Origin of the sequence: Burkholderia sp. BCC1993 (assembly GCF_905339865.1) — a bacterium.
In the GTDB taxonomy this organism is placed as follows: domain Bacteria; phylum Pseudomonadota; class Gammaproteobacteria; order Burkholderiales; family Burkholderiaceae; genus Burkholderia.
In genome coordinates this window covers 397,788-417,209 of record NZ_CAJPGZ010000003.1, presented here as the reverse complement: position 1 = coordinate 417,209, position 19,422 = coordinate 397,788, and the positions used below count along the sequence as shown (strand labels likewise).

Below are 19,422 nucleotides of genomic sequence, written 5' to 3'. Positions count from 1 at the left end.
ATCGAATGAACGGACAGCATGAATGATGCGCCTGAATGTCTATACAGTAAAATGCCTGCTTATCGACATTCGATTCATTCCTGATATAGGCAGCCATGCTCACACACCGGCACATCGAGGTCTTCCGCGCGCTGATGGTCACCGGCAGCACGACGCGCGCGGCCGAGATGCTCTATACGTCGCAGCCCACGATCAGCCGCGAGCTCGCGCGGATGGAACAGGTGGTCGGCTTCGCGCTGTTCGAGCGCTCGCATGGCCGGCTGCGGCCGACGATGGCCGCGCTCACGCTGTTCGACGACGTGCGGCTCGCGTATGTGGGGCTCGAGCGCGTCGCGGCGACGGCCGCGCGGCTGCGCGAGTTTCGCGACGGCCAGTTGTCGGTGATCGCGCTGCCGGCGTTTTCGCACGCGATCCTGCCCGGCGCATGCCGGCGCTTTCACGACGCGCATGCGGGCGTCAGCGTGTCGGTCGCGACGCAGGAGTCGCCGGTGCTCGAGGAGTGGCTGACCGCGCAGCGCTACGATCTCGGGCTGACCGAGCACGACGTCGCGCCGGCCGGCACCGTGCTCACGCCGCTGCTCGAAGTCGACGAGGTGTGCGTGCTGCCGGACGGCCATCCGCTGCTCGCGCAGCGCGCGATCGATCTCGCGGATCTCGCCGATCGCCCGTTCGTGAGCCTGTCGCTGAACGACCCGTACCGGATCCTGATCGACGAGGCGTTCGCGCAGCTCGGTGTCGCGCCGCGTTCGGTGGTCGAGACGCCGTCGGCCGTGTCGGTGTGCGCGTTCGTGCGGCAGGGGCTGGGCGCCGCGATCGTCAATCCGCTGACCGCGCTAGATTTCGTCGGGCGCGACCTGCACGTGCGGCCGCTCACGCGCTCGTTTCCCTACCGCGTCAGCGTGATCGTGCCCGAGCACCGGCCGAAGAGCCTGCTCGTCGACGCATTCGCCGACGCGCTGCGCGGCGAAGCGCAGGCGATTCGCGAGCGGCTCGCCGCGCTGCCCGGCTGACGATGGCCGTATGATGGGCGTTTCGCTGCGCGCAGCCTGCTCCTCTTCGTCATCTTCACGGAAACGGAACCCGTCATGACCGATGCTGCATCTTCCCTCGAACAACCGACGCTCACCGGCGAGCGCATCGCGCTGCGGCCGCTCGACGTATCCGACCGGCAGGCTTTGCTCGATGCGGCGGCGGACGGCGAGTTGTGGAACCTGAAGGTCACGGTCGTGCCGGGCGAGGAGACGGTCGACGCCTATCTCGACACAGCGCTGCAAGGCCGCGCGGCCGGCACCGTGATGCCGTTCGTGATCGTCGAGCGTGCGTCGGGCCGCGTGATCGGCAGCACGCGTTTCTGGAAGATCGACCGCAAGAACCGCAAGCTCGAGATCGGTCATACGTGGCTGAGCGAATCGGCGCAGCGCACGCGCGCGAATACCGAAGCGAAATGGCTGCTGCTCGCGTATGCGTTCGACACGCTGCACTGTGTGCGCGTGCAGTTCACGACCGACGAGCTGAACGAGAAGTCACGCGCGGCGATTCTGCGGCTCGGTGCGAAGCAGGAAGGGATCGTGCGTCACGAGCGGATCATGCCCGATGGCCGCAAGCGCAATTCGGTGCGCTTCAGCATCATCGACGACGAATGGCCGGCGGTGCGCGAGCGGTTGCGGGCGAAGCTCGCGATCTGACGCGAGGCGGGTGCCGCAGGCGTCGCGCCGCCGGAGAGGGGGGCGGCGACGCGACGAGGGGGGAAGCGGCGTGCCGCGCGCGATGCGCGGCGGGGCGGCGCGTTACTGCGCCGATGCGAGGTGATGACGCTGCGCGAGCTTCTGCGCGGCCGCGTAGTGCGCCTGCAGGATCGGCAGCGCCTGGCGTGCGACTTCCTTCAGCTTCGTGTCGCGGCCTGACGCGATTTCGGCCTGGAATGCCGAGATCGTCTTCTGCTGGCCGGCGAGCGCGACCTGCTCGATATACGCCTTGTCGAATTCCGCGCCGCGCAGGGTCTTGATGCTGTCCAGCACGGCCGTGTCGGGATCGTTGGCCGGCACGTCGACACCGCGCGGGCTGGCCGCGCGCATCGCCTGGATGATCTTCTCATCGTCGGTCGACACGCGTTGCGCGAACGCTTTCACCTGGCTGTCCGACGTGCGCGCATCGGCGATGCGTGCGGCGTCGTGCTGGGTCGACACGGTTTTCGTGCCGTCGTTGATGAAGGCCTGGTCGGCTTCGTGGATGCGCGTCTGCGTGGTGGCGGCCGGTGCGGCCGGCGCCGGTTGCGCGGTTTGCGCGGTCGCCGTCACGGCGACGAGAAGCAGGCCAGCGGCAGACAATGCAAGGCGCGAGACTTGGGGAAAGCGGTTCATGGGACCTCCTTTCGATCGGGGCTCTGATTAACGGACGGATCGTGTGATCCGCAGCTGTGCGAGAGACCGGGCGCGCCCGGGCTGGGCTCGATCGCCGCTCTGCCGCGGCGGCGTTCGAAGTGTTTCCCGGCCCGACTGATTCTAGGAGAGCGCTCAGGTAGCAGGTGCAACCGCGCTGTGGTTTGTGTAACGGTTGGTAAGACGAAGCGATGGGTGCGCGCGCGGCCAGGTAGTGCGTACCTGTTGCGTGCATCGTGGCGGCAATTTTTGCGTGCGCGGCCTGCATGCGATGGCAGCGATGCGCGCGCGTGTCATCGACGTTTCATCGTCGTGCGGGCGGGTTGTTTCGCGATCCGTCGAATCGAACGCGCGATTCGTACGGCGTCCTCACATGCGATCGAGCAATGCGTCGAGACGCGGCAGCAACGGCGTCGCGCAATGCGCCTGCAGCGCGTCGGGCGCCGTGTAACCCCATGCGACACCTTGAAATGCGATACGCGCGCGGCGCGCCGCTTCGGCATCGCGGATCTCGTCGCCGACATACAGCACGTCGTCGGGCTGCATGCCCGCTTCGCGCACGAGCGCGCGCAGCCGGCGCGCCTTGCCGAACAGCGGAATGCCGCACGCGAACGTGTCGACGCAACGGCTCGCGTGCGGGCCGAGCCGGTCGCGCACGATGTCCTCGGTGTTCGACGTCGCGATCGCGATGCGGATGCCGCGTGCGGCGAGCGCGTCGAAGGTCGCGTCGACGCCGGGGAACAGCTTCACGTGCGCGATGCGCGGCCGCATCAGCCGGCGCATGTCGAGAGTCACGCGCGGCACTTTCCACATCGGCACCTCGAGCGCGCGGATGATCTCGCGTGCCGACATGCCGCGCAGCGCGGGGCGCAAATCGGGCGTCGCGTCGCGAAAGCCGTGCAGGCGCGATGCCTCCGTGAGCGCCGCGAGAAAGCAGTCGAGCGAATCGGCGAGGGTGCCGTCGAAGTCGAACGCGATGAGTCGATAAGGCATGAAGCGATGCCGCGAGTTGATCGAGCCGGTGACGATATCACCGAATCCAGCCGCGTGGCCCGCGCGAGCGGTTGGGGCCGTGGCGAAGCGGGATGGTCGGGCAGCTTCCTTGCATCGACCGGAATGCCGCCCGCGAAACGCGGTGCACAACATAACGGGCGCGAAAGCCCGGTATGCTGTCGACGCTGTCGTTTCCCCTCCGTTTCCTTCGTCCGGACTTCCCTGAAATGAAAATCGCCCGTGCCCGTTCTGCGATGTGGATGCTTGGTGTGTTCGTCGCGTTGACGTCCGCGACGTCCGCGGCGGCCGCGGAGAAGCGCTGCGGATGGCTTGAGAATCCGACGCCGGCCAACTGGTGGCTCGTCGACAAGGACAACAGCTGGACGCTGTCGACCCAGGGCAGCCCGCCGGTGCCGGGCCTCGACGAGATGCCGGACATGTCGACGCGCGGCTGGGTCGTCACCAATGCCGGGATGCACGGTTACGGCTGTGCGTGCCTCGACCTGGAGATCGACCCGCGCACTCGCGAGGTGACGCGGATCGTGGCGGCCCGGCCGCTGCCGCTGAAGCGTTGCAAGGCCGATCGGGCGTTGCCGGCGCCTTGAAGAGGCGGGGACGGCGGCGGGATTGGCGCTACGCGTAGTGGTAGCGGCAGGACACGATGCTGATCTGAAGATCGTCCGCTTCGTAGACCAGGCGGTTCGTATCGTCGATGCGGCGGGACCAGAACCCGGACAGATTGGCCTTCAGCGGTTCGGGTTTGCCGATGCCTTCGAACGGCGTCCGTTGGGCTTCGCGAATGAGCTGGTTGATGCGCTTGAGCGTCTTGCGGTCTTGCCCTTGCCAATAAACGTAGTCGTCCCGCGCGTCGGAAGTAAAGAGCACGCGGCGTACGCTCATTCATCGTCCCCCGCCAGCTTGTGCTCTTTCGTCTTGCCCTTGCGCAGTTGCGCGATCGAGCGTTCGAGGTGGGCAACGTTGGCCGGCGAGCGGAGCAGATGAACCGTCTCCATCAGGCTGTCATAGTATTCCTGCGACATGATGACCGCGTTCGGCGCATCGCGACGCGTGATGAGCGTCACGTCCGCGTCGTCGACGACCTGGTCGATGACCGTCTTCAGATTGCTGCGGGCATCCGAAAAGTGAATCGTGCGCATGATTCGCCTCACTTGTACTTTGAACTGTACAAGTATGGCATGGGCGGACATGTTGTACGGAATGTTGTACATGTCGAGGCGGCATCGCTTGTCGCCCACCCCGCGCCGCGCTATCGTTGCTGCTCCACCCCGAGCCGACCGGAGAGCCGACGTGCCCGCAGCCAGCCCCGCCCCGCTGAGATTTTCCACCGACAAGCGCGAGCTCGACATCGACGCGATCTTCGATTTCCTGCACCGCGATGCGTACTGGTCGCAGGGCATTCCGCGCGACGTCGTCGAGCGCGCGATCGACGGCTCGCTGTGCTTCGGCGCGTACGTGGGCGACCGGCTCGTCGGGTTCGCGCGGCTCGTGACCGACCACGCGACGTTCGCCTACCTGTGCGACGTATTCGTCTTGCCGGCCGAGCGCGGCAACGGCTATGGCCGCGCGCTGATCGACCACGTATTCGCGCAGCCGATGGTGCAGAGCCTGCGCCGCATCATGCTCGTGACGACCGACGCGCACGAACTGTACCGGCCGGTCGGCTTCGGGCCGTCCGCGAATCCCGAGCGGCTGATGGAGATCCGCCGCCCCGATATCTACGCGAAACGCTGACGCGCGGCGAGCGCATACAATACGCGCTTTCGTTTTTGCCGAAGGGAAGCAGATCATGACCGAACAGGAAGCCGAACAGCTCGCCACGCATCGTCACTACAAGGGCGGGCTGTATCGCTACATCGGCGTCGCCCGTCATTCCGAAACCGAGGAGTCGGTGGTCGTGTACGAGCATCTGTGGCCGCATGCGCGCGGCTTGTGGGTGCGGCCGGAAGCGATGTTCAACGAGAACCTGCCGGACGGCACGCCGCGTTTTCGCAAGCTGCGCGACTGATCGCGCCCGCCGACCGCACGGCGAGCGGTGCCGGCGCCCGGCCTAGCCGGCGGCGCCCGGCGTGTCGTGCGGCGCGGACTCCCGGCGCATCGCCAGTGCGAAGAAGCGCCGGATTTCGTCCATCAACTCCGCACGAGCCGATGCGAAATCGAAGGCGTGCCGGTTGTCGTGCGCGAAGCGCCGGCGCCACTCGTCCGCCGCATGCCGTGCTTCGCGTGCGCGCAGGTCGTCGAGTTCGGGCGTGCGCAGTGCGTGATCGGCAATCAGCGTCACGCCGTCGCGGCTGACTTCCAGCAGGCCGCCCGCGACGAGCAGCCGGCGGTGCTCGCCGCCCGGTGCGGCAACGAGCGTCACGACGCCGGGCCGCAGCCGCGTGAGCAGCGGCGCATGATGCGGGTAGATGCCCAGCTCCCCGCTTTCCCCGGGCACGACGACGAAATGTGCGTCGCCCGAATACAGCACGTCTTCCACGCTGAGGATGTCGAGCTTCATCGACGTCGGCATGCGTGCCTCCTTCAGACCGCCGCCGCGCCGGCGACGATCTCGCACAGCTCGGTGGTGATCTGCGCCTGGCGCGTCTTCTGGTACAGGTGCCGCAGCTCGCGCAGCACGCGATCGGCATTCTCCGTCGCGGTCTGCATGCTGAACATCCGCGCGCACTGCTCGCACGCGTAATTCTCGACGACGGCCTGGTAGAGCGTCGCCTCGACGTAGCGCAGCAGCAAGGTATCCACGGCCGGTTTCGGCGCGGGCTCGTACAGATAGTCGGATGTCGCGGTGTCGCCGGGCGGCGTGCCGGTGTCGAGGCCGGTGATCGGCAGCACCGCGTCGATGCGCGGCGAATACGCGAGCGGGCTCGTCAACTGGTTGTACGCGATGTGCAGCTCGTCCAGTTCGCCGTCGACGAACGCGGTGAGCGGCACGAGCAGCGCGCCGAGCAGCTGCTCGAAGTGCGGCGCGGCGGCGAGGCCGCTGGCGCGGGCGGTGATGGTCGCGCCGTGGCGCATCAGCGGCGCAATGCCGCGTGCACCGATCACGCTGAGTTCGCACGCGACGCCGGCGCGGTCCCAGCGTTCGAGCGCATTCACGCATTCGACCAGCAGCCGCGTATTGAGCGGGCCGCACAGCCCGCGATCGGTGCTGACGACGATCAGGCCGACGCGGCGCACGGGCGTGCGTCTCGCCATCAGCGCGGAGACGTGGCCGGACCGGTCGCGCAATACGCGCTCGGCCATCTCCCGGATGCGCGCCGCATAGGGCCGGAAATCGCGTGCCCGCCGCTGCGCGCCCGCCATCTTGGTGCGGGCCATCATTTCCATCGCCTTCGTGATCTTGCGCGTGGACGAGGTACTGGTGATCTTCGAGCGGATTTCGCGGATGTGCATGTGTGGCGGGGAGGCAGGTCGCCCGGTGTCGCCGGTGCGCTGTGGCGACGCGATGTCGGCAGCGAGGTCGGCGAGATATCGCGCCGCGGCCATCGAACTGTCATCGCGCGATTTCATGCTATCGGGATTTCACCTGAAACGATTGACGGCGATCAAGCGATCGCTTCCGGTTACGGACCAGAATGGTTTCGCCGATCGTCGCACCGGGCGTTCGATGGCCGATTGCCGTCCGCATCGGAAGATCGATGCAGACGCATCGAAGGACGCATACGTCACGGCCGCGCGCTTGACGCGCGATTCGCCGCGGGTGCAGCGCGGACGATCGTCGCGCATCCCGCGCACGTTTTTTTTCCTTCATGTTCCCAGTAGCCAGGAATTCGATGAATTCGATGAATTCGAGCGATACCGATACCGCCCCGCCTTCCGCGACGTCCGCCAGCGCGCCGGCGTTGCCGATCTTCTGGCCGATGGCCGCCGCCGCCGCGATGTTCCGGCTCGGCTCGGCACTCACCGCGCGCAACCTGCGTTTCGTCGCGGAAGAGGAGAAGCTGCATTGCGAGCCGCATCCGGCGCTGGCGTCGCCGAACCGCGCGCTGCTGGAACTGCGCACGATGACGTTCCGCGATTATTCGGTCGCGCCGGCGCACGGGCTGCCGACGATCGTCGAAGCGCCGTATGCGGGGCACCGGGCGATGATCGCCGACTATCAGCCGGGGCAGAGCCTGATGCAGACGCTGCGCGAGCACGGCGTGACGCGCGTGTACCTGACCGACTGGCGCTCGGCGACCGAAGACATGCGGGATCTCGAGATCGACCAGTACCTGGCCGAGCTGAACGTATGCGTCGACGAGCTCGGCGGGCGCGTGAATCTCGTCGGTCTGTGCCAGGGCGGGTGGATGTCCGCGATGTATGCGGCGCGCTTTCCGCACAAGGTCGCGAGCCTCGTGCTCGCGGGCGCGCCGATCGACACGGATGCGGGCGACGGTCCGATCAAGCGGATGGCGCACACCTGTCCGACGTCGTTCTACGAGGAGCTGGTGACGATGGGCGGCGGCCTGATGCGCGGGCGTTTCATGCTGCGCGGCTGGAAGAACATGCATCCCGACCAGCACTATCTCGCCGAGCACGTCGACCTGTACGAACACCTCGACGACGCAGACTACCTGCGCAAGCGCGAAGCATTCGCGAACTGGTACGAAAGTCCGATTGACCTGCCGGGGCGCTGGTATCTGCAGGCGATCGTGCAGATCTTCAAGGAGAACCGGCTCGCGAAGGGCACGTTCGTCGCGCTCGGGCGGACGCTCGACCTGAAGGCGATCACGTGCCCCGTTTATCTGCTTGCCGGCGCTGCCGACGACATCACGACGCAGGAGCAGGTGTTCGCCGCGCAGGACCTGGTGGGGACGCCCGCCTCGCAGGTGACGCGCCGGCTCGTGCCGGGCGGGCATATCGGGCTGTTCATGGGATCGCGCACGCTGAAGGACGTGTGGCCGGGCATTGCCCGCTGGATTGCCACGAAGCGGTAGCGGTTGCAGCGGGGGGCCGCCGCGCGGTGCGCATGCGCGGTGGCGCCTCGATGCGTCGGCGCGTCGGTGCGTCGGCGCGTCGGCGCGTCGGTGCGTCGATGGGTCGATGGGTCGATGCGGCGATGCGTCGGCGCGCACGCATGCGGCGGGCGAGCGGTCGCGCCGCCGCGGCAGATCAGCCGCCGAGCAGCGCGTTCGCGAGCGCTGGCGGCGCGTGCCCGACCGTCACCTCCGGCGTGCCGTGCCACGCCGCCAGCCGTTTCACGGCCTTCGCGACGTCGGCCGCGAGCCCCGTGCCGAATCGCACGCCCGGCTCGACATGCACCGTCTTCAACTCGAACGTGCCGAGCGCGCGATGCGCTTTCGCGTCGACGCGCCCGATCAGCCGGCCGCGATGCAGCACCGGCAGGCAGAAATAGCCGTAGCGCCGCTTGTGCGCGGGCGTATAGCACTCGATCGTGTAGTCGAACCCGAACAGCGTCGAGGCGCGCCGCCGGTCCCACACCACCGGATCGAACGGCGACAGCAGCGTCGTGACCGTCGAGCGCAGCGTGTCGGCCGCGGCGGCCGGCAGCAGCGCGTCGAGCGAGCGATGCACGTAGGCCGGCTCCTTCCAGTCGGCGACCTCCACCGGGATCAGCTCGCCCGCGTCCGCGAGCCGCTCGAGCTCCGCGCGGTACGAACGGCGCGGCAGCCGGTAGTAATCGGCCACCCAGTCCGCGCGCACGATCCCGAGTGCGCGGCACGTGTAGTCGAGCAGCGCGGGCAGCACGCGTTCGCGCACGTCGTAGATGCGCTGGAAATTGCGGCGCTCGGACACCATCAGGTGGCCGGTCGTGAACAGCACTTCCAGATGTTTTTTTTCGGGCTTGCGGTCCCACCAGCCGTTGCCTTTCACCCCGTCTTCCCGGATGAAATCGGCGGACCGCACGGGGCCTTCGTCGCGAATCCGCGCGAGCAGCCGCTCGATCTCGGTGCGGTTCTGCGTGTGCCAGTCGGCCGCGTATTTCCAGCCCATCCCCGACGGATCGAGCATCTTGTAGCGCATCAGCCCGAATTGCTCGACCGGCAGGAAGCACGCTTCGTGCGACCAGTATTCGAACAGGCGCGCCTCGGCGAGATGCTCGTCGAGCCACTGCGGGGCGAAGTCGCCGAGACGGCTGAACAGCACGAGATACGGACTGCGCGCGACGACATGAATCGTATCGATCTGTAACTGCGCCATCCGGCGGATCGTGTCGAGCACGTCGGCCTTGGTGGCCTTGCGGCGGGGCGGGGTCAGCAGGCCCTGCGCGGCGAGATGCAGCGCGCGGGCGGCGGCGGGCGAAAGCGTAAGCATCGGAGCGGCGGCTGAAGGTGGCGGTCGGGCACCACTTTAGCGCGAAAGCGGCGCACGTGTGCGACGCGTGCACGCGACGCGTCTGACAATGGTTGACAGATGCGCGGCGCGACTTTCCCTATAGTGCAGTCATGGCGCGACGAAATGTGCGCGCAACGATTCGGCTTCCGACGCATATATGTCCATGGCACGCAGGAAGCAGATCCGGGATTCTCAACCCCCAACGAGAGACCCGGAGCCCTGAGCGGACATCCATGCGGCTGTGCACCGGCCCCGTGTGGATGTCCGCTGATTTTTTTGTTGTTTCGCTTTTCCGCCGCCTGCCTTTTCCCCGCCAGCCAGCCCGTTCATTGCCGCTTGCCGCGCGCGACTTCGTCGCCGGCGCCGGGCGGCAGCCGCCGCGTGATCGGAATCGATGCGAACGAACACAGCCCGACCACGACGAACGCGGGCCAGAAATCCGACCACATCATCGTCTGATGCCCCTGCAACCAGTGCGACAGGTGCAGCACGAGGCCCGCGACCGTCACGCCGAGCCCGAGCGACATCTGCTGCACGACGCTGCCGAGGCTCGTCGCACGGCCTGCATCGGCCTGCGAAATATCCGCGTAGATCATCGAATTCAGGCTCGTGAACTGCAGCGCGGGGAAGATCCCGCCGACCAGCACGATCATCCAGATCGCCCAGGTCGCCATGCCCGGGTGGAACACGCCGTAGGCGGCGATCGCGAGCCCGGCGAACGCGGCGTTGTAGATCAGCACCGTGCGAAAGCCGAAGCGGCGCAGCGTATGGGTGGCCGTCGAGCGGCTCATCGCGCCGCCGAGTGCCGATGCGCAGGTGATCAGCCCGGAGTGGAACGCGCTCATGCCGAGGCCTTCCTGCAGCGCGAGCGGCAGCAGGAACGGCACGGCGCCGAGGCCGATGCGGAACAGCGACCCGCCGACCACGCTCGCGTGATAGGTCGGGATCTTCAGGAAACTGAGGTCGAGCACCGGGCGCGCCTTGCGGCGCGCGTACGGCACGTAGAGCGCGAGCATCGCCGCGCCGGCTGCGCACATCAGGAGCGCGTTGCCGCGCGACGTGAGCGCGCCGTCGATCAGCGTGAGCCCCATCAGCAGCAGCGCGGCGCCACTCGCCGACAGCAGGAAGCCGAACCAGTCGAGCGGGCCGGGATCGGCCTCGTGCGTGTTCGCGATGTGCTTGCTCGCGAGGTAGATTCCGTAGATGCCGATCGGCACGTTGATGAAGAAGATCATCCGCCAGTGCAGGTAGGTCGTGATGAAGCCGCCGACGAGCGGCCCGACCGTCGGCCCGAACAGCGCCGGAATCGCGAGGTAGTTCATCGCGCGCACGAGATCGGAGCGCGGCACCGCGCGGAAGATGATGATCCGGCCGACCGGCACCATCATCGCGCCGCCGACGCCCTGCACGAAGCGCGCGAACGTGAGCACGCCGAGGGAGTTGGAAGCCGCGCACATCAGCGAGCCGGCGACGAAGATGCCGATCGCAGTGCGGAACACGGAGCGCGCACTGAAGCGGTCGGCAAGCCATCCGCAGATCGGGATGAAGACGCCGAGGCCGACCACGTAGGCCGTGATCGCAATGTTCAGTGTGACGGGATTGTGCCCGAAGTCCCTCGCCATCGCGGGCAGGGCGGTGACGATGATGTTCGCGTCGACGCTTTCCATGAACAACGCACAGGCAACGATGAGCGGTGCTAGAAAGACGGGCGACATGGGCAGGGCGCGCGGTAAAGACGCCATTATGCCCACAATGTGGTCGTTGCGTCACGCGAGACAACGCTTGTTCCGCATGTTGCAACAGTCGTTCCTGTTAGCGCGCGTGGAAGAAGAGACGACCGCGCTGCCGGTGCGGTCCATGACATGACACATGACGCACATGACGCGCGCCCGCGGGGGCGGCCGCGAAACTTGCGTGCGATGCGCGTTTCGTGCGACAGTCGGAACTCATCTGTGGATGACAACGACGCGCATCGATCGACGGCCATCGAGACGAGCGCACGCGCGAACGAGACCCCTGCCGAACCATTCATCATCGAAAGGAGGGGACACGTCATGACATCACGTCGCGCCGCATCGACCGCATCGCATCCTGCCTCGCATCCGTCCGTGCCCGCGCCGCGTCTGCGCTGGGCCGCCGTGCTCGCCGTCGCTTACCTCGCGGTCGCCGGCTGCGCCGCGCAGGCCGACAGTGCGAACCAGGCCGCGAACCAGGCCGCGATGCAGGCGGCCAGCCAGTCGGCCGCGCCCGCCACGGCGCCGGCTGCCGGCACGCTGCTGCCGCCGCCGAGCCAGCTCTACGGCGACCTGTTCGTCGCGGTGCAGACGGCGCAACTCTATCCCGACCAGAAGACCTTCGTCGACGCGACGCCCAACGCCGATCCGGCGACGATCGTACAGTTGTATCAGCAACAGAAGTCGCAGCCGGGCTTCTCGCTGAAGGCGTTCGTCGACCAGCACTTCACGCCGCCGCCGGAAGGCGGGGTCACGCCGCCCGCGAACCAGACGCTGCGCCAGCACATCGACTGGCTGTGGCCGCAGCTCACGCGCACCAGCACGACGGTGCCGCCGTACAGTTCGCTGATCGCGCTGCCGAAGCCGTATGTGGTGCCGGGCGGCCGCTTCCGCGAAGGCTATTACTGGGATACCTATTTCACGATGCTCGGGCTGCAGGTGTCGGGGCGCGAGGATCTCGTCGACGACATGCTCGACAACTTCGCATACCTGATCGATGCGGTCGGCCACATCCCGAACGGCAACCGCACGTACTACGCGAGCCGCTCGCAGCCGCCGTTCTTCGCGTACATGGTCACGCTCGCCGCGCAGGCCGAAGGCGACAAGGTCTACCAGAAATACCTGCCGGCGCTGCGCAAGGAGCATGCGTACTGGATGCAGGGCGAAACGACGACGCCGCGCGGGCAGGCCGCGCGCAACGTGGTCGCGATGCCGGACGGTGCAGTGCTGAACCGCTACTGGGACGCGAGCGACACGCCGCGCGACGAGTCGTATCTCGAGGACGTGACGACCGCGAAGGCCGTGCCGAATCGCCCGGCGAACGAGGTGTACCGCGACCTGCGCGCGGGTGCCGAAAGCGGCTGGGACTACAGCTCGCGCTGGTTCGGCGACGGCAGGACGCTCGCGACGATCCGCACGACGGCGATCGTGCCGGTCGACCTGAACAGCCTGATGTTCCATCTCGAGACGACGATCGTGAAGGGCTGCGCGGTCACGCGCGACTTCGCGTGTGTCGCGGATTTCTCCGGACGGGCGGCGCGGCGCGCGGCCGCGATCAACCGCTATCTGTGGAACCGTCGCGGCTATTACGGCGACTACGACTGGCAGTTGCGCAAGCCGCGCGACGGCGTGACGGCGGCCGCGCTGTATCCGCTGTTCACGGGTGTCGCGTGGCCCGAGCGTGCGAAGGCGACCGCGCGCGAGGTGCGCAAGACGCTGCTGCAGCCGGGCGGCCTCGCGACGACGACCGCGAACACGGGCCAGCAGTGGGACGCGCCGAACGGCTGGGCACCGCTGCAGTGGATCGCGATCGACGGGCTGCGCCGCTACGGCGAGCCGGCGCTCGCGAAGGACATCGGCACGCGCTTTCTGGCCGACGTGAAGCATGTGTATGCAACCGAAGGCAAGCTCGTCGAGAAGTACGTGGTCGAAGGGGCCGGCGCGGGCGGCGGCGGGGGCGGTGAATATCCGCTGCAGGACGGCTTCGGCTGGACCAACGGCGTCACGCTGAAACTGCTCGGGCTGTATGGCGAGTGACAGGCCGCGTGCATTGCATGCACGCACCTGAACGGGCACGGGCCGGATCGCCGCGCGTGCGGCGGTTCGGCCCGTGTCGCATGCGCGGGTGTCAGAACGTGATCGTCGTGCGCACGCCGACCACCGTTTCGTCGCCGATGCGCGCGCCGGCCGCGTTCGGGTCCGGAATGCCGCCGCCCGGCCGGAAGAAGTGCTGCAGGTCGGCTTGCACCTGCCACCACGGCGCGACCTGGTACTGGTAGGTCGCCTCGATCACCGTTTCCGCGCGCCGCACCGGATAGCCGGGCGTCGCAAACCTGCCGGTGTCGCCGTCGAGCGCACGCGCATGCGAGCCGATCTTCGCGTAGCCGACCGCGATGCCGGCCGTATCGTCGTCGCGGCCCTTGAACGGCGCCTTGAGCGTCACGCCCGCATTCGCCGCGAAATCGACGACGTTGCGATCGCCCGGCGCGCCCATCACGCGCGCGAACACGCCGACCGAGCGCGGGCTGTCCGCCGACGGCCGCCACACCATCTGATCCGCGACCGCATAGAAACCGACGTTGCCGCGATGCGTGGCGGGGATCCCGTTGCTGGCCGGATCCGCGAGCGACAGCCCGTCGGTGCCGACGCGCGGATCGTTCGCGTGCTGCGACTGATACCAGAAGCCGAGCTTGTACGTGCCGGGCAGGCCGGCCGGTTGCGGTGCCTTCGGGTCGGCGGGCGGCGCGTTCAGCGCGTACTGGAGTTCGCCGATCACGAACGCGCCGCTGCGCAGGTTGAAGTTGGTGCCGTGCGCGTTCAGCACCTGCGCATCGCCGTCGCTGCGGCCGGCCGGGTTGCCGTCGAACACGCCGACCATCGCGGTCCACGCGTCGGCCGGCTTCACGCGCAGCCGCACGCCGAGCGACGACAGCGGATAGGCAGCACCGCCGGCCGGCAGGTCGGTCGCCGGCAGCACGGGCCAGCCGAACGTCGCGTTCATGAACGTCGCCGCGTACTGGCTGACCATGAATTCCTGGTCGACGCTTTGCTGGCCGACCTTCACGTCGGCCTTGCCGGCGAGGAACGCCTGCTGGTACCAGAGCTCCCACAGCCGCGTGGTCGAATTCGCCTCGATGCCGGTCGCGGTCTGCAGCGTCTGCAAATAACGCTGCGTGAGGTTGGTGCCGTGGATCTGCAGCGCCGACACGTTGAACGTGCCGCCCGGCAGCCCGATCGCCTTCTCCGTATCGACGTTGAAGCCGAATTGCGTGAGGCCCTGGTAGGCGCCGCCGCGCTGCGTGCCGCCCGCGGCGTTGTACAGGTATTCGCTGGTTTCCTGCAGGTTCAGCGTGACCCCGTGATCGCCGAGCACGTCGCGCAGGCCGCCCATGTTGCCGAGCAGGTTGGAACGTTCCCAGAAACCGGTGGGAGCCGGCGCGGCAGCAGCGGGGGCGGTGGCAGTGTCGCTGGCCCCGGCCGCCGGTTCGGCCGCGGCCGGCGACGACTGCGCGAACGCGGGCGCGGCCGCGAGCGACAACAGCAGCGCGGCGAGCGCGTCGAGGCGCGCGGTGCGCGGCGCGGATGCGAAGCGATTCTTCATGCGGGCTCCATTATTCGATTGATTAGTCTGGCTGAAGAAATGAAAACGTGAAGCGATGGCTCGGGTACGGGCGGCGGCGCGCAGGCATGCGGCGCGTTGCGCGCGCGACCGGTTACGGCAGCCAGCCGCCGATCCGCCATACCTGCGCGAAGCCGAGGCGCGACGCGGTCGCACAGAGCAGCGCGACGAGCGCGACGGCGGCCGCCATCGCGCCGGCCAGCACGCAGTCGAGCGGGCGCGGTGCCGCCGGCAGGTGCGCGAGCGCGCTGCCGCGCCAGTTGCCGAACGTGTGGACGAGCGGTGCAAGGGCCGAAGCGAACGAGCGGTCGGACACGACACGCGCGAGTTGCCTGAGTCTGACCATGAACGATTGAAACAACATGACGTGCCTCCGTCCGGTCCGGCGCATGCCGGACGACGTGATCGGGCGCGGGTGCATGACGCGACCGGCGCTCGGCGGTTGGAACGTAACGGAGCGTGCGACACGGACGATCCGGCGATGCCGGCCCGGGAGGAAGCGCGCTAACCCGACGATTGCGAGCTAGCGGCGAAAGACATGCGCCTGGCTGCTATCTCGCGATGGCTTGGCCGGCCTGGACCGGCATCGAACTGCAACTGGAGCATGCGTCCACGAAGGGACTCCCTTGATGAATTGGGGCGGATTGTAGTCGCGAGTTTTGCTGCGGTGCAAGCAAAAGAGGCGGCGACGTTGCGCATTTCGCACCGCGTGCGGCGCCCCATCGGGGCCGGTCGATGCCCGCTGTGACCGCCCGCCGGCGGCACGCGGCGACTGTTGCTCGCACGCATCGGCGGCGCGCGCGCTTCGAGGCGCTGAAAGGTTGCGGCGCGTCATTTGGGGCGCGAATCTTTCAGTCCACATGAACCCGAAAAAATATTCCGTCAAGCCGGTTCCAAAGGGTTGACTTCCGTTTCGGCCGATCCATAGAATCCGCCATCTTCACTCTTGGGGCCGCCGCCTTGGACGCCTGCAGTAGTCGATCTTCGAACGAAGTTTCCGCCTGAGCGACCGACGTCCGCGCCTCATCGAAGCCGCCGTTTGTCCCCCAGGCAAACGGTGCGCGCAGCAGTAATTCGCAGTAACCCCCTCGTGCACCCAGATTCGCGCCGGTCAGCGTGATGCGTTTGCGCATGCGCCATCCGGTTTCGCCGCCGCCCGGCGCGCGGCCGCGTTCGCGCATGCGTTTCGCATGCACCCGAACGGCGGCCCGCGCGCCGGGCGGCGGCCAACCGTGTTCTCCGGAACACCGCACAGGAGCCGCCATGAACGACAGTGACAGTTGCCCCTTATGCCCGATGCACCAACAGACCCTTTTGAACCCGGGTCGCAGGGACATGCCGGCCGACTAGCCTGACACGTCGTTCAGGCCCGGACTGGCCCCGCACCCACCACGTGGCCGGCATGCATGCCGCTGCCGCCAGGAGCCAGACCATGAACTTCGGCCTTCTGCTGTCGAATCTTCCGCAAGTCACGCAATCGCATCCGCACTACGACGCGATGCTGATGCTCGACGCCCGTCCGCGGGTGTTTTCCCGTTTGTTCAACCGGTTGAAATCGCTGCTTTGCTGAACTGAAACACCGAGCGCGTCTCGGCATGCGCGCGCGGGCCCCGGGCTCCGGGCCTGTTACGCGCGCGCATTCCAAGACCACACGCTTGACCGAAAAAAACCAGCCGTACGGAATTCATCATGTCCACGCCATCCAACGTCTCTCCACCGATCGCCGTCGAACGCGCCGCCGTGCTCGACGAAGCCCACCTGGGCGACATCCGCGGCGCGCTCGGGACCATCGCGCATCACGACACCGCCGCGCGCGGCACGTGGTGGGCGCGCCTGCGCACGCTGCTCGCGATCATCGGCCCCGGCCTCATCGTGATGGTCGGCGACAACGACGCGGGCGCCTTCGGCACCTATACGCAGGCCGGCCAGAACTACGGGACGACGCTGCTGTGGACGCTGCTGCTGCTCGTGCCGGTGCTGTACGTGAACCAGGAAATGGTGCTGCGCCTCGGCGCGGTCACGGGCGTCGGCCATGCGCGCCTGATCTTCGAGCGCTTCGGCAAGTTCTGGGGCGCGTTCAGCGTGATCGACCTGTTCCTGCTCAACGCGCTGACGATCGTCACCGAGTTCATCGGCATCACGTTCGTGCTGGCTTTCTTCGGGCTCCCGAAGATCGCGGGCGTATGCGTGGCGGCCGCGCTGACGATGGCGGCCGTGAGTACCGGCGACTTCAGGCGCTTCGAGCGGTTCGCGATCGTGCTGTGCGTGCTGAGCCTGCTGCTCGTGCCGGTGCTCGTGTCGATCCACCCGCCGGTGGCGCAGATGTCGCGCGACTTCTTCATGCCGAACTGGCCCACGCACGCGAAACTGTCCGACGTGATGCTGCTCGTGATCGGCATCGTCGGCACGACGGTCGCGCCATGGCAGCTGTTCTTCCAGCAGAGCTACGTGATCGACAAGCGCATCACGCCGCGCTTCATGAAGTACGAGAAGGTCGATCTGTGGATCGGCATCGCGTTCGTGCTGATCGGCGCGGTCGCGATGATCGGCTTCAGCGCGGCGCTGTTCGGCGGCCATCCGGAAGCGGGCAACTTCAGCGACGCGGGCGGCGTGATCGCGGGCCTCGAGAAGTATGCGGGCCGCACAAGCGCGACGCTGTTCGCGGTCGCGCTGCTCGACGCGTGCATCATCGGCGCGGCGGCGGTGTCGCTGTCGACCGCGTACGCGATCGGCGACGTGTTCAAGATCCGTCATTCGTTGCATCGCGGCGTGTCCGACGCGAAGGGCTTCTATCTCGTCTACTTCGGGATCGTCGCGGCCGCTGCCGCGCTCGTGCTGATCCCGGGCAGCCCGCTCGGCCTGCTGACCGAAGCGGTGCAGACGCTCGCGGGTGTGCTGCTGCCGAGCGCGACGGTGTTCCTGCTCGTGCTGTGCAACGATCGCCAGGTGCTCGGCCCGTGGGTCAACTCGACGAAGCTCAACATCTTCACGGGCGCGGTGATCTGGGTGCTCGTGCTGCTGTCGATCATCCTGACCGCGTCGGTGATGTATCCGGACATCAGCGGTGAAGCGATCGTCGACGTGCTGGTCGGCGGCACGGTGCTCGCGATCGTCGGTTATCTCGCGACGGTGCTGATCCGCCGCAACAAGCGCGTCGTCGAGCCGGGCATCGATCGCGGGCAGCGCGCCACCTGGCGCATGCCGCCGCTCGACACGCTCGAACCGCAGAACATGACGGTCGCGACGCGCGTCTGGATGGCCGTGCTGCGCGGCTATCTGGTGATCGCGGTCGGTCTCGTGATCGTCAAGGTCGTGCAGATGACGCTGCTGAAGTAGTACCGTTCGGCGTCGTCGCCAGGTGTGCGCACATGCCGGCCCGCGAGGCCGGCATGTGCGTTTACGCGGGTTCGTCGCGCGCGCGTCAGGCGTCAGATCAGCTCGAGCTTCGACGTCAGGTACGTGAGCTGGATCCGGTTCGCGACGCCGAAGCGCTTGCGCAGCTTGCGCAGGTGATAGTCGACGTTGTGCGCGCTGGTGTCGAGGCGCCGGCCGATCTCCTTGTCCGACGCGCCTTCCGCGATGCCCAGCAGCAGTTCCTGCTCGAACGGCGTGAGCCCGTTCACGGCGCGTTCGCGCGACGTCGCGATCAGTTGCGGCGACGCGAACTTGTGCACCGACAGCCCGATCGACAGCGCCTGCTCGATCGTCGCCGGCGTGATCCACTCGCGCGTGCGGCGCGGCGCGGTGAAGCTCATGAACGCATGCAGCCGCGTGCCGGGCACGGCCATCGAATACATGATGCCGCTGCACATGCCGTCGTCCTGCATCGTCTGCAGGAAACCGTCTAGCGCGGCCGGCGTCACACACGGGCCGCCGTCGCGCTCGCGGTGTTCGCGGCGCAGCTGCTGCAGGTCCCACACGATCGGCATGTTGCACACGCGCGCGTCGAGCGTGCGCGGATCGATGTCGTGATGGTTGTGCCGGACGTAGTCGCCGCGATAGGTGGGCGGCGTGAACGCCTCGTGCAGGTAGAGACTTTCGACACGCTCCCGCGAGAATTCGAGCGCGAAATACGCGAACGTCGAGAAGCCCGTCAGGTGCAGCAGGCTGGCGACGATCCGGTTGCGTTCGGCAGTGCTCTGCGCGTGCGCGAGCGTATCGGCGACGCCGAGCTTCGGCGCGTGCGGTTGCGCGATGTCGTCGCGCTTGACGTCGTCGCACCAGACGACCTGCACCGGGCGCTCTCTCGACGCGTCGGCACAGGCGACCGTCCGCCGCGGCGGACGGGACAAGGTTGGGGCGACCGCTTCTTCTTGCAATGCAATATCGGACATGAGCCATCCCTCGGAATCGACGCGCATCGCGCAGCGGCAGCCGTGTCGTGCACGGTGCCCGCGACGAT

Annotated in this window: 22 protein-coding genes; 10 read left to right on the top strand and 12 right to left on the bottom strand. The window is 67.6% G+C overall.

Annotation, left to right across the window (positions count from 1 at the left end; translation table 11 throughout):
• Window positions 1–95: 95 nt before the first annotated feature.
• Together U4Y91_RS06975 and U4Y91_RS06970 are read left to right on the top strand one after the other, a co-directional pair.
• The gene (locus tag U4Y91_RS06975) at window positions 96–1,010 is read left to right on the top strand and encodes a LysR family transcriptional regulator (protein WP_105830394.1); all 915 of its coding nucleotides are present in this window, start codon (window positions 96–98) and stop codon (window positions 1,008–1,010) included.
• Between the two features lie 75 nt (window positions 1,011–1,085).
• On the top strand, window positions 1,086–1,685 hold the full coding sequence (locus U4Y91_RS06970) for a GNAT family protein (RefSeq protein ID WP_321804349.1): 600 nt from the start codon (window positions 1,086–1,088) through the stop codon (window positions 1,683–1,685).
• A gap of 102 nt (window positions 1,686–1,787) precedes the next feature.
• Here the strand turns inward: U4Y91_RS06970 and U4Y91_RS06965 are convergent, their stop codons facing one another.
• Window positions 1,788–2,360 carry a DUF4142 domain-containing protein gene (locus U4Y91_RS06965; protein WP_321804348.1) on the bottom strand — a complete coding sequence of 191 codons (573 nt, stop codon included), beginning with the start codon at window positions 2,358–2,360 and terminating at the stop codon, window positions 1,788–1,790.
• Window positions 2,361–2,747: 387 nt separating this feature from the next.
• The gene (locus U4Y91_RS06960) at window positions 2,748–3,371 is read right to left on the bottom strand and encodes an HAD hydrolase-like protein (protein WP_321804347.1); all 624 of its coding nucleotides are present in this window, start codon (window positions 3,369–3,371) and stop codon (window positions 2,748–2,750) included.
• Window positions 3,372–3,544: 173 nt separating this feature from the next.
• Here U4Y91_RS06960 and U4Y91_RS06955 point away from each other — a divergent pair, with 173 nt between their 5' ends.
• Window positions 3,545–3,976 (top strand): DUF4087 domain-containing protein, encoded by a 432-nt coding sequence (locus U4Y91_RS06955; RefSeq protein WP_321804345.1) that lies wholly within the window; start codon window positions 3,545–3,547, stop codon window positions 3,974–3,976.
• 28 nt (window positions 3,977–4,004) lie between these two features.
• Here the strand turns inward: U4Y91_RS06955 and U4Y91_RS06950 are convergent, their stop codons facing one another.
• Together U4Y91_RS06950 and U4Y91_RS06945 are read right to left on the bottom strand one after the other, a co-directional pair.
• On the bottom strand, window positions 4,005–4,271 hold the full coding sequence (locus U4Y91_RS06950) for a Txe/YoeB family addiction module toxin (protein WP_105786791.1): 267 nt from the start codon (window positions 4,269–4,271) through the stop codon (window positions 4,005–4,007).
• Entirely contained in the window at window positions 4,268–4,528 is a 261-nt protein-coding gene (locus tag U4Y91_RS06945) for a type II toxin-antitoxin system Phd/YefM family antitoxin (protein ID WP_124485354.1), read from the bottom strand. The genes U4Y91_RS06950 and U4Y91_RS06945 overlap by 4 nt, the downstream gene beginning before the upstream one ends.
• 151 nt (window positions 4,529–4,679) lie before the next feature.
• Between U4Y91_RS06945 and U4Y91_RS06940 the strand changes: the two genes are divergently transcribed.
• Both U4Y91_RS06940 and U4Y91_RS06935 read left to right on the top strand, forming a co-directional pair.
• The gene (locus tag U4Y91_RS06940) at window positions 4,680–5,123 is read left to right on the top strand and encodes a GNAT family N-acetyltransferase (RefSeq protein WP_321804342.1); all 444 of its coding nucleotides are present in this window, start codon (window positions 4,680–4,682) and stop codon (window positions 5,121–5,123) included.
• 55 nt (window positions 5,124–5,178) lie between these two features.
• Entirely contained in the window at window positions 5,179–5,397 is a 219-nt protein-coding gene (locus U4Y91_RS06935; RefSeq protein WP_006751720.1) for a DUF1653 domain-containing protein, read from the top strand.
• 42 nt (window positions 5,398–5,439) lie between these two features.
• On the opposite strand, the gene atpC is transcribed toward U4Y91_RS06935, so the two are convergent.
• Together atpC and atpG are read right to left on the bottom strand one after the other, a co-directional pair.
• A complete protein-coding gene (atpC, locus tag U4Y91_RS06930; RefSeq protein WP_321804338.1) occupies window positions 5,440–5,901 on the bottom strand; it encodes an ATP synthase F1 subunit epsilon in 462 nt (153 codons plus the stop codon).
• A gap of 11 nt (window positions 5,902–5,912) precedes the next feature.
• A complete protein-coding gene (gene atpG, locus U4Y91_RS06925) occupies window positions 5,913–6,782 on the bottom strand; it encodes an ATP synthase F1 subunit gamma (protein WP_321804405.1) in 870 nt (289 codons plus the stop codon).
• A 467-nt stretch (window positions 6,783–7,249) separates the two neighbouring features.
• On the opposite strand from atpG, the gene U4Y91_RS06920 reads away from it, so the two are divergent.
• Window positions 7,250–8,308, top strand: a complete 1,059-nt coding sequence (locus tag U4Y91_RS06920) for an alpha/beta fold hydrolase (RefSeq protein WP_415750449.1) — start codon at window positions 7,250–7,252, stop codon at window positions 8,306–8,308.
• A 175-nt stretch (window positions 8,309–8,483) separates the two neighbouring features.
• On the opposite strand, the gene U4Y91_RS06915 is transcribed toward U4Y91_RS06920, so the two are convergent.
• Entirely contained in the window at window positions 8,484–9,647 is a 1,164-nt protein-coding gene (locus tag U4Y91_RS06915) for a winged helix-turn-helix domain-containing protein (RefSeq protein ID WP_321804336.1), read from the bottom strand.
• A gap of 347 nt (window positions 9,648–9,994) precedes the next feature.
• Window positions 9,995–11,383, bottom strand: coding sequence for an MFS transporter (locus U4Y91_RS06910; RefSeq protein ID WP_321804334.1), 1,389 nt, complete (start codon window positions 11,381–11,383; stop codon window positions 9,995–9,997).
• On the opposite strand from U4Y91_RS06910, the gene U4Y91_RS06905 reads away from it, so the two are divergent.
• Both U4Y91_RS06905 and treA read left to right on the top strand, forming a co-directional pair.
• Window positions 11,334–11,534 (top strand): hypothetical protein, encoded by a 201-nt coding sequence (locus U4Y91_RS06905; protein ID WP_185702674.1) that lies wholly within the window; start codon window positions 11,334–11,336, stop codon window positions 11,532–11,534. The genes U4Y91_RS06910 and U4Y91_RS06905 overlap by 50 nt on opposite strands.
• 188 nt (window positions 11,535–11,722) lie before the next feature.
• Entirely contained in the window at window positions 11,723–13,438 is a 1,716-nt protein-coding gene (treA, locus tag U4Y91_RS06900; protein WP_321804332.1) for an alpha,alpha-trehalase TreA, read from the top strand.
• 91 nt (window positions 13,439–13,529) lie between these two features.
• Here the strand turns inward: treA and U4Y91_RS06895 are convergent, their stop codons facing one another.
• The 3 genes from U4Y91_RS06895 to U4Y91_RS06885 all read right to left on the bottom strand — a co-directional run bounded on the left by U4Y91_RS06895 (window position 13,530) and on the right by U4Y91_RS06885 (window position 16,201).
• The gene (locus U4Y91_RS06895; RefSeq protein ID WP_321804330.1) at window positions 13,530–15,002 is read right to left on the bottom strand and encodes a carbohydrate porin; all 1,473 of its coding nucleotides are present in this window, start codon (window positions 15,000–15,002) and stop codon (window positions 13,530–13,532) included.
• A 112-nt stretch (window positions 15,003–15,114) separates the two neighbouring features.
• Entirely contained in the window at window positions 15,115–15,384 is a 270-nt protein-coding gene (locus U4Y91_RS06890) for a hypothetical protein (RefSeq protein WP_321804328.1), read from the bottom strand.
• 487 nt (window positions 15,385–15,871) lie between these two features.
• Window positions 15,872–16,201 carry a hypothetical protein gene (locus U4Y91_RS06885; protein WP_321804326.1) on the bottom strand — a complete coding sequence of 110 codons (330 nt, stop codon included), beginning with the start codon at window positions 16,199–16,201 and terminating at the stop codon, window positions 15,872–15,874.
• A gap of 251 nt (window positions 16,202–16,452) precedes the next feature.
• Between U4Y91_RS06885 and U4Y91_RS06880 the strand changes: the two genes are divergently transcribed.
• Window positions 16,453–16,590 (top strand): hypothetical protein, encoded by a 138-nt coding sequence (locus U4Y91_RS06880; protein ID WP_321804324.1) that lies wholly within the window; start codon window positions 16,453–16,455, stop codon window positions 16,588–16,590.
• 119 nt (window positions 16,591–16,709) lie between these two features.
• The gene (locus tag U4Y91_RS06875) at window positions 16,710–18,356 is read left to right on the top strand and encodes an Nramp family divalent metal transporter (RefSeq protein WP_321804322.1); all 1,647 of its coding nucleotides are present in this window, start codon (window positions 16,710–16,712) and stop codon (window positions 18,354–18,356) included.
• A 92-nt stretch (window positions 18,357–18,448) separates the two neighbouring features.
• Here the strand turns inward: U4Y91_RS06875 and U4Y91_RS06870 are convergent, their stop codons facing one another.
• Complete coding sequence (locus U4Y91_RS06870; protein WP_321804320.1) at window positions 18,449–19,354, bottom strand: helix-turn-helix transcriptional regulator; 906 nt, start codon at window positions 19,352–19,354, stop codon at window positions 18,449–18,451.
• Window positions 19,355–19,422 lie beyond the last annotated feature (68 nt).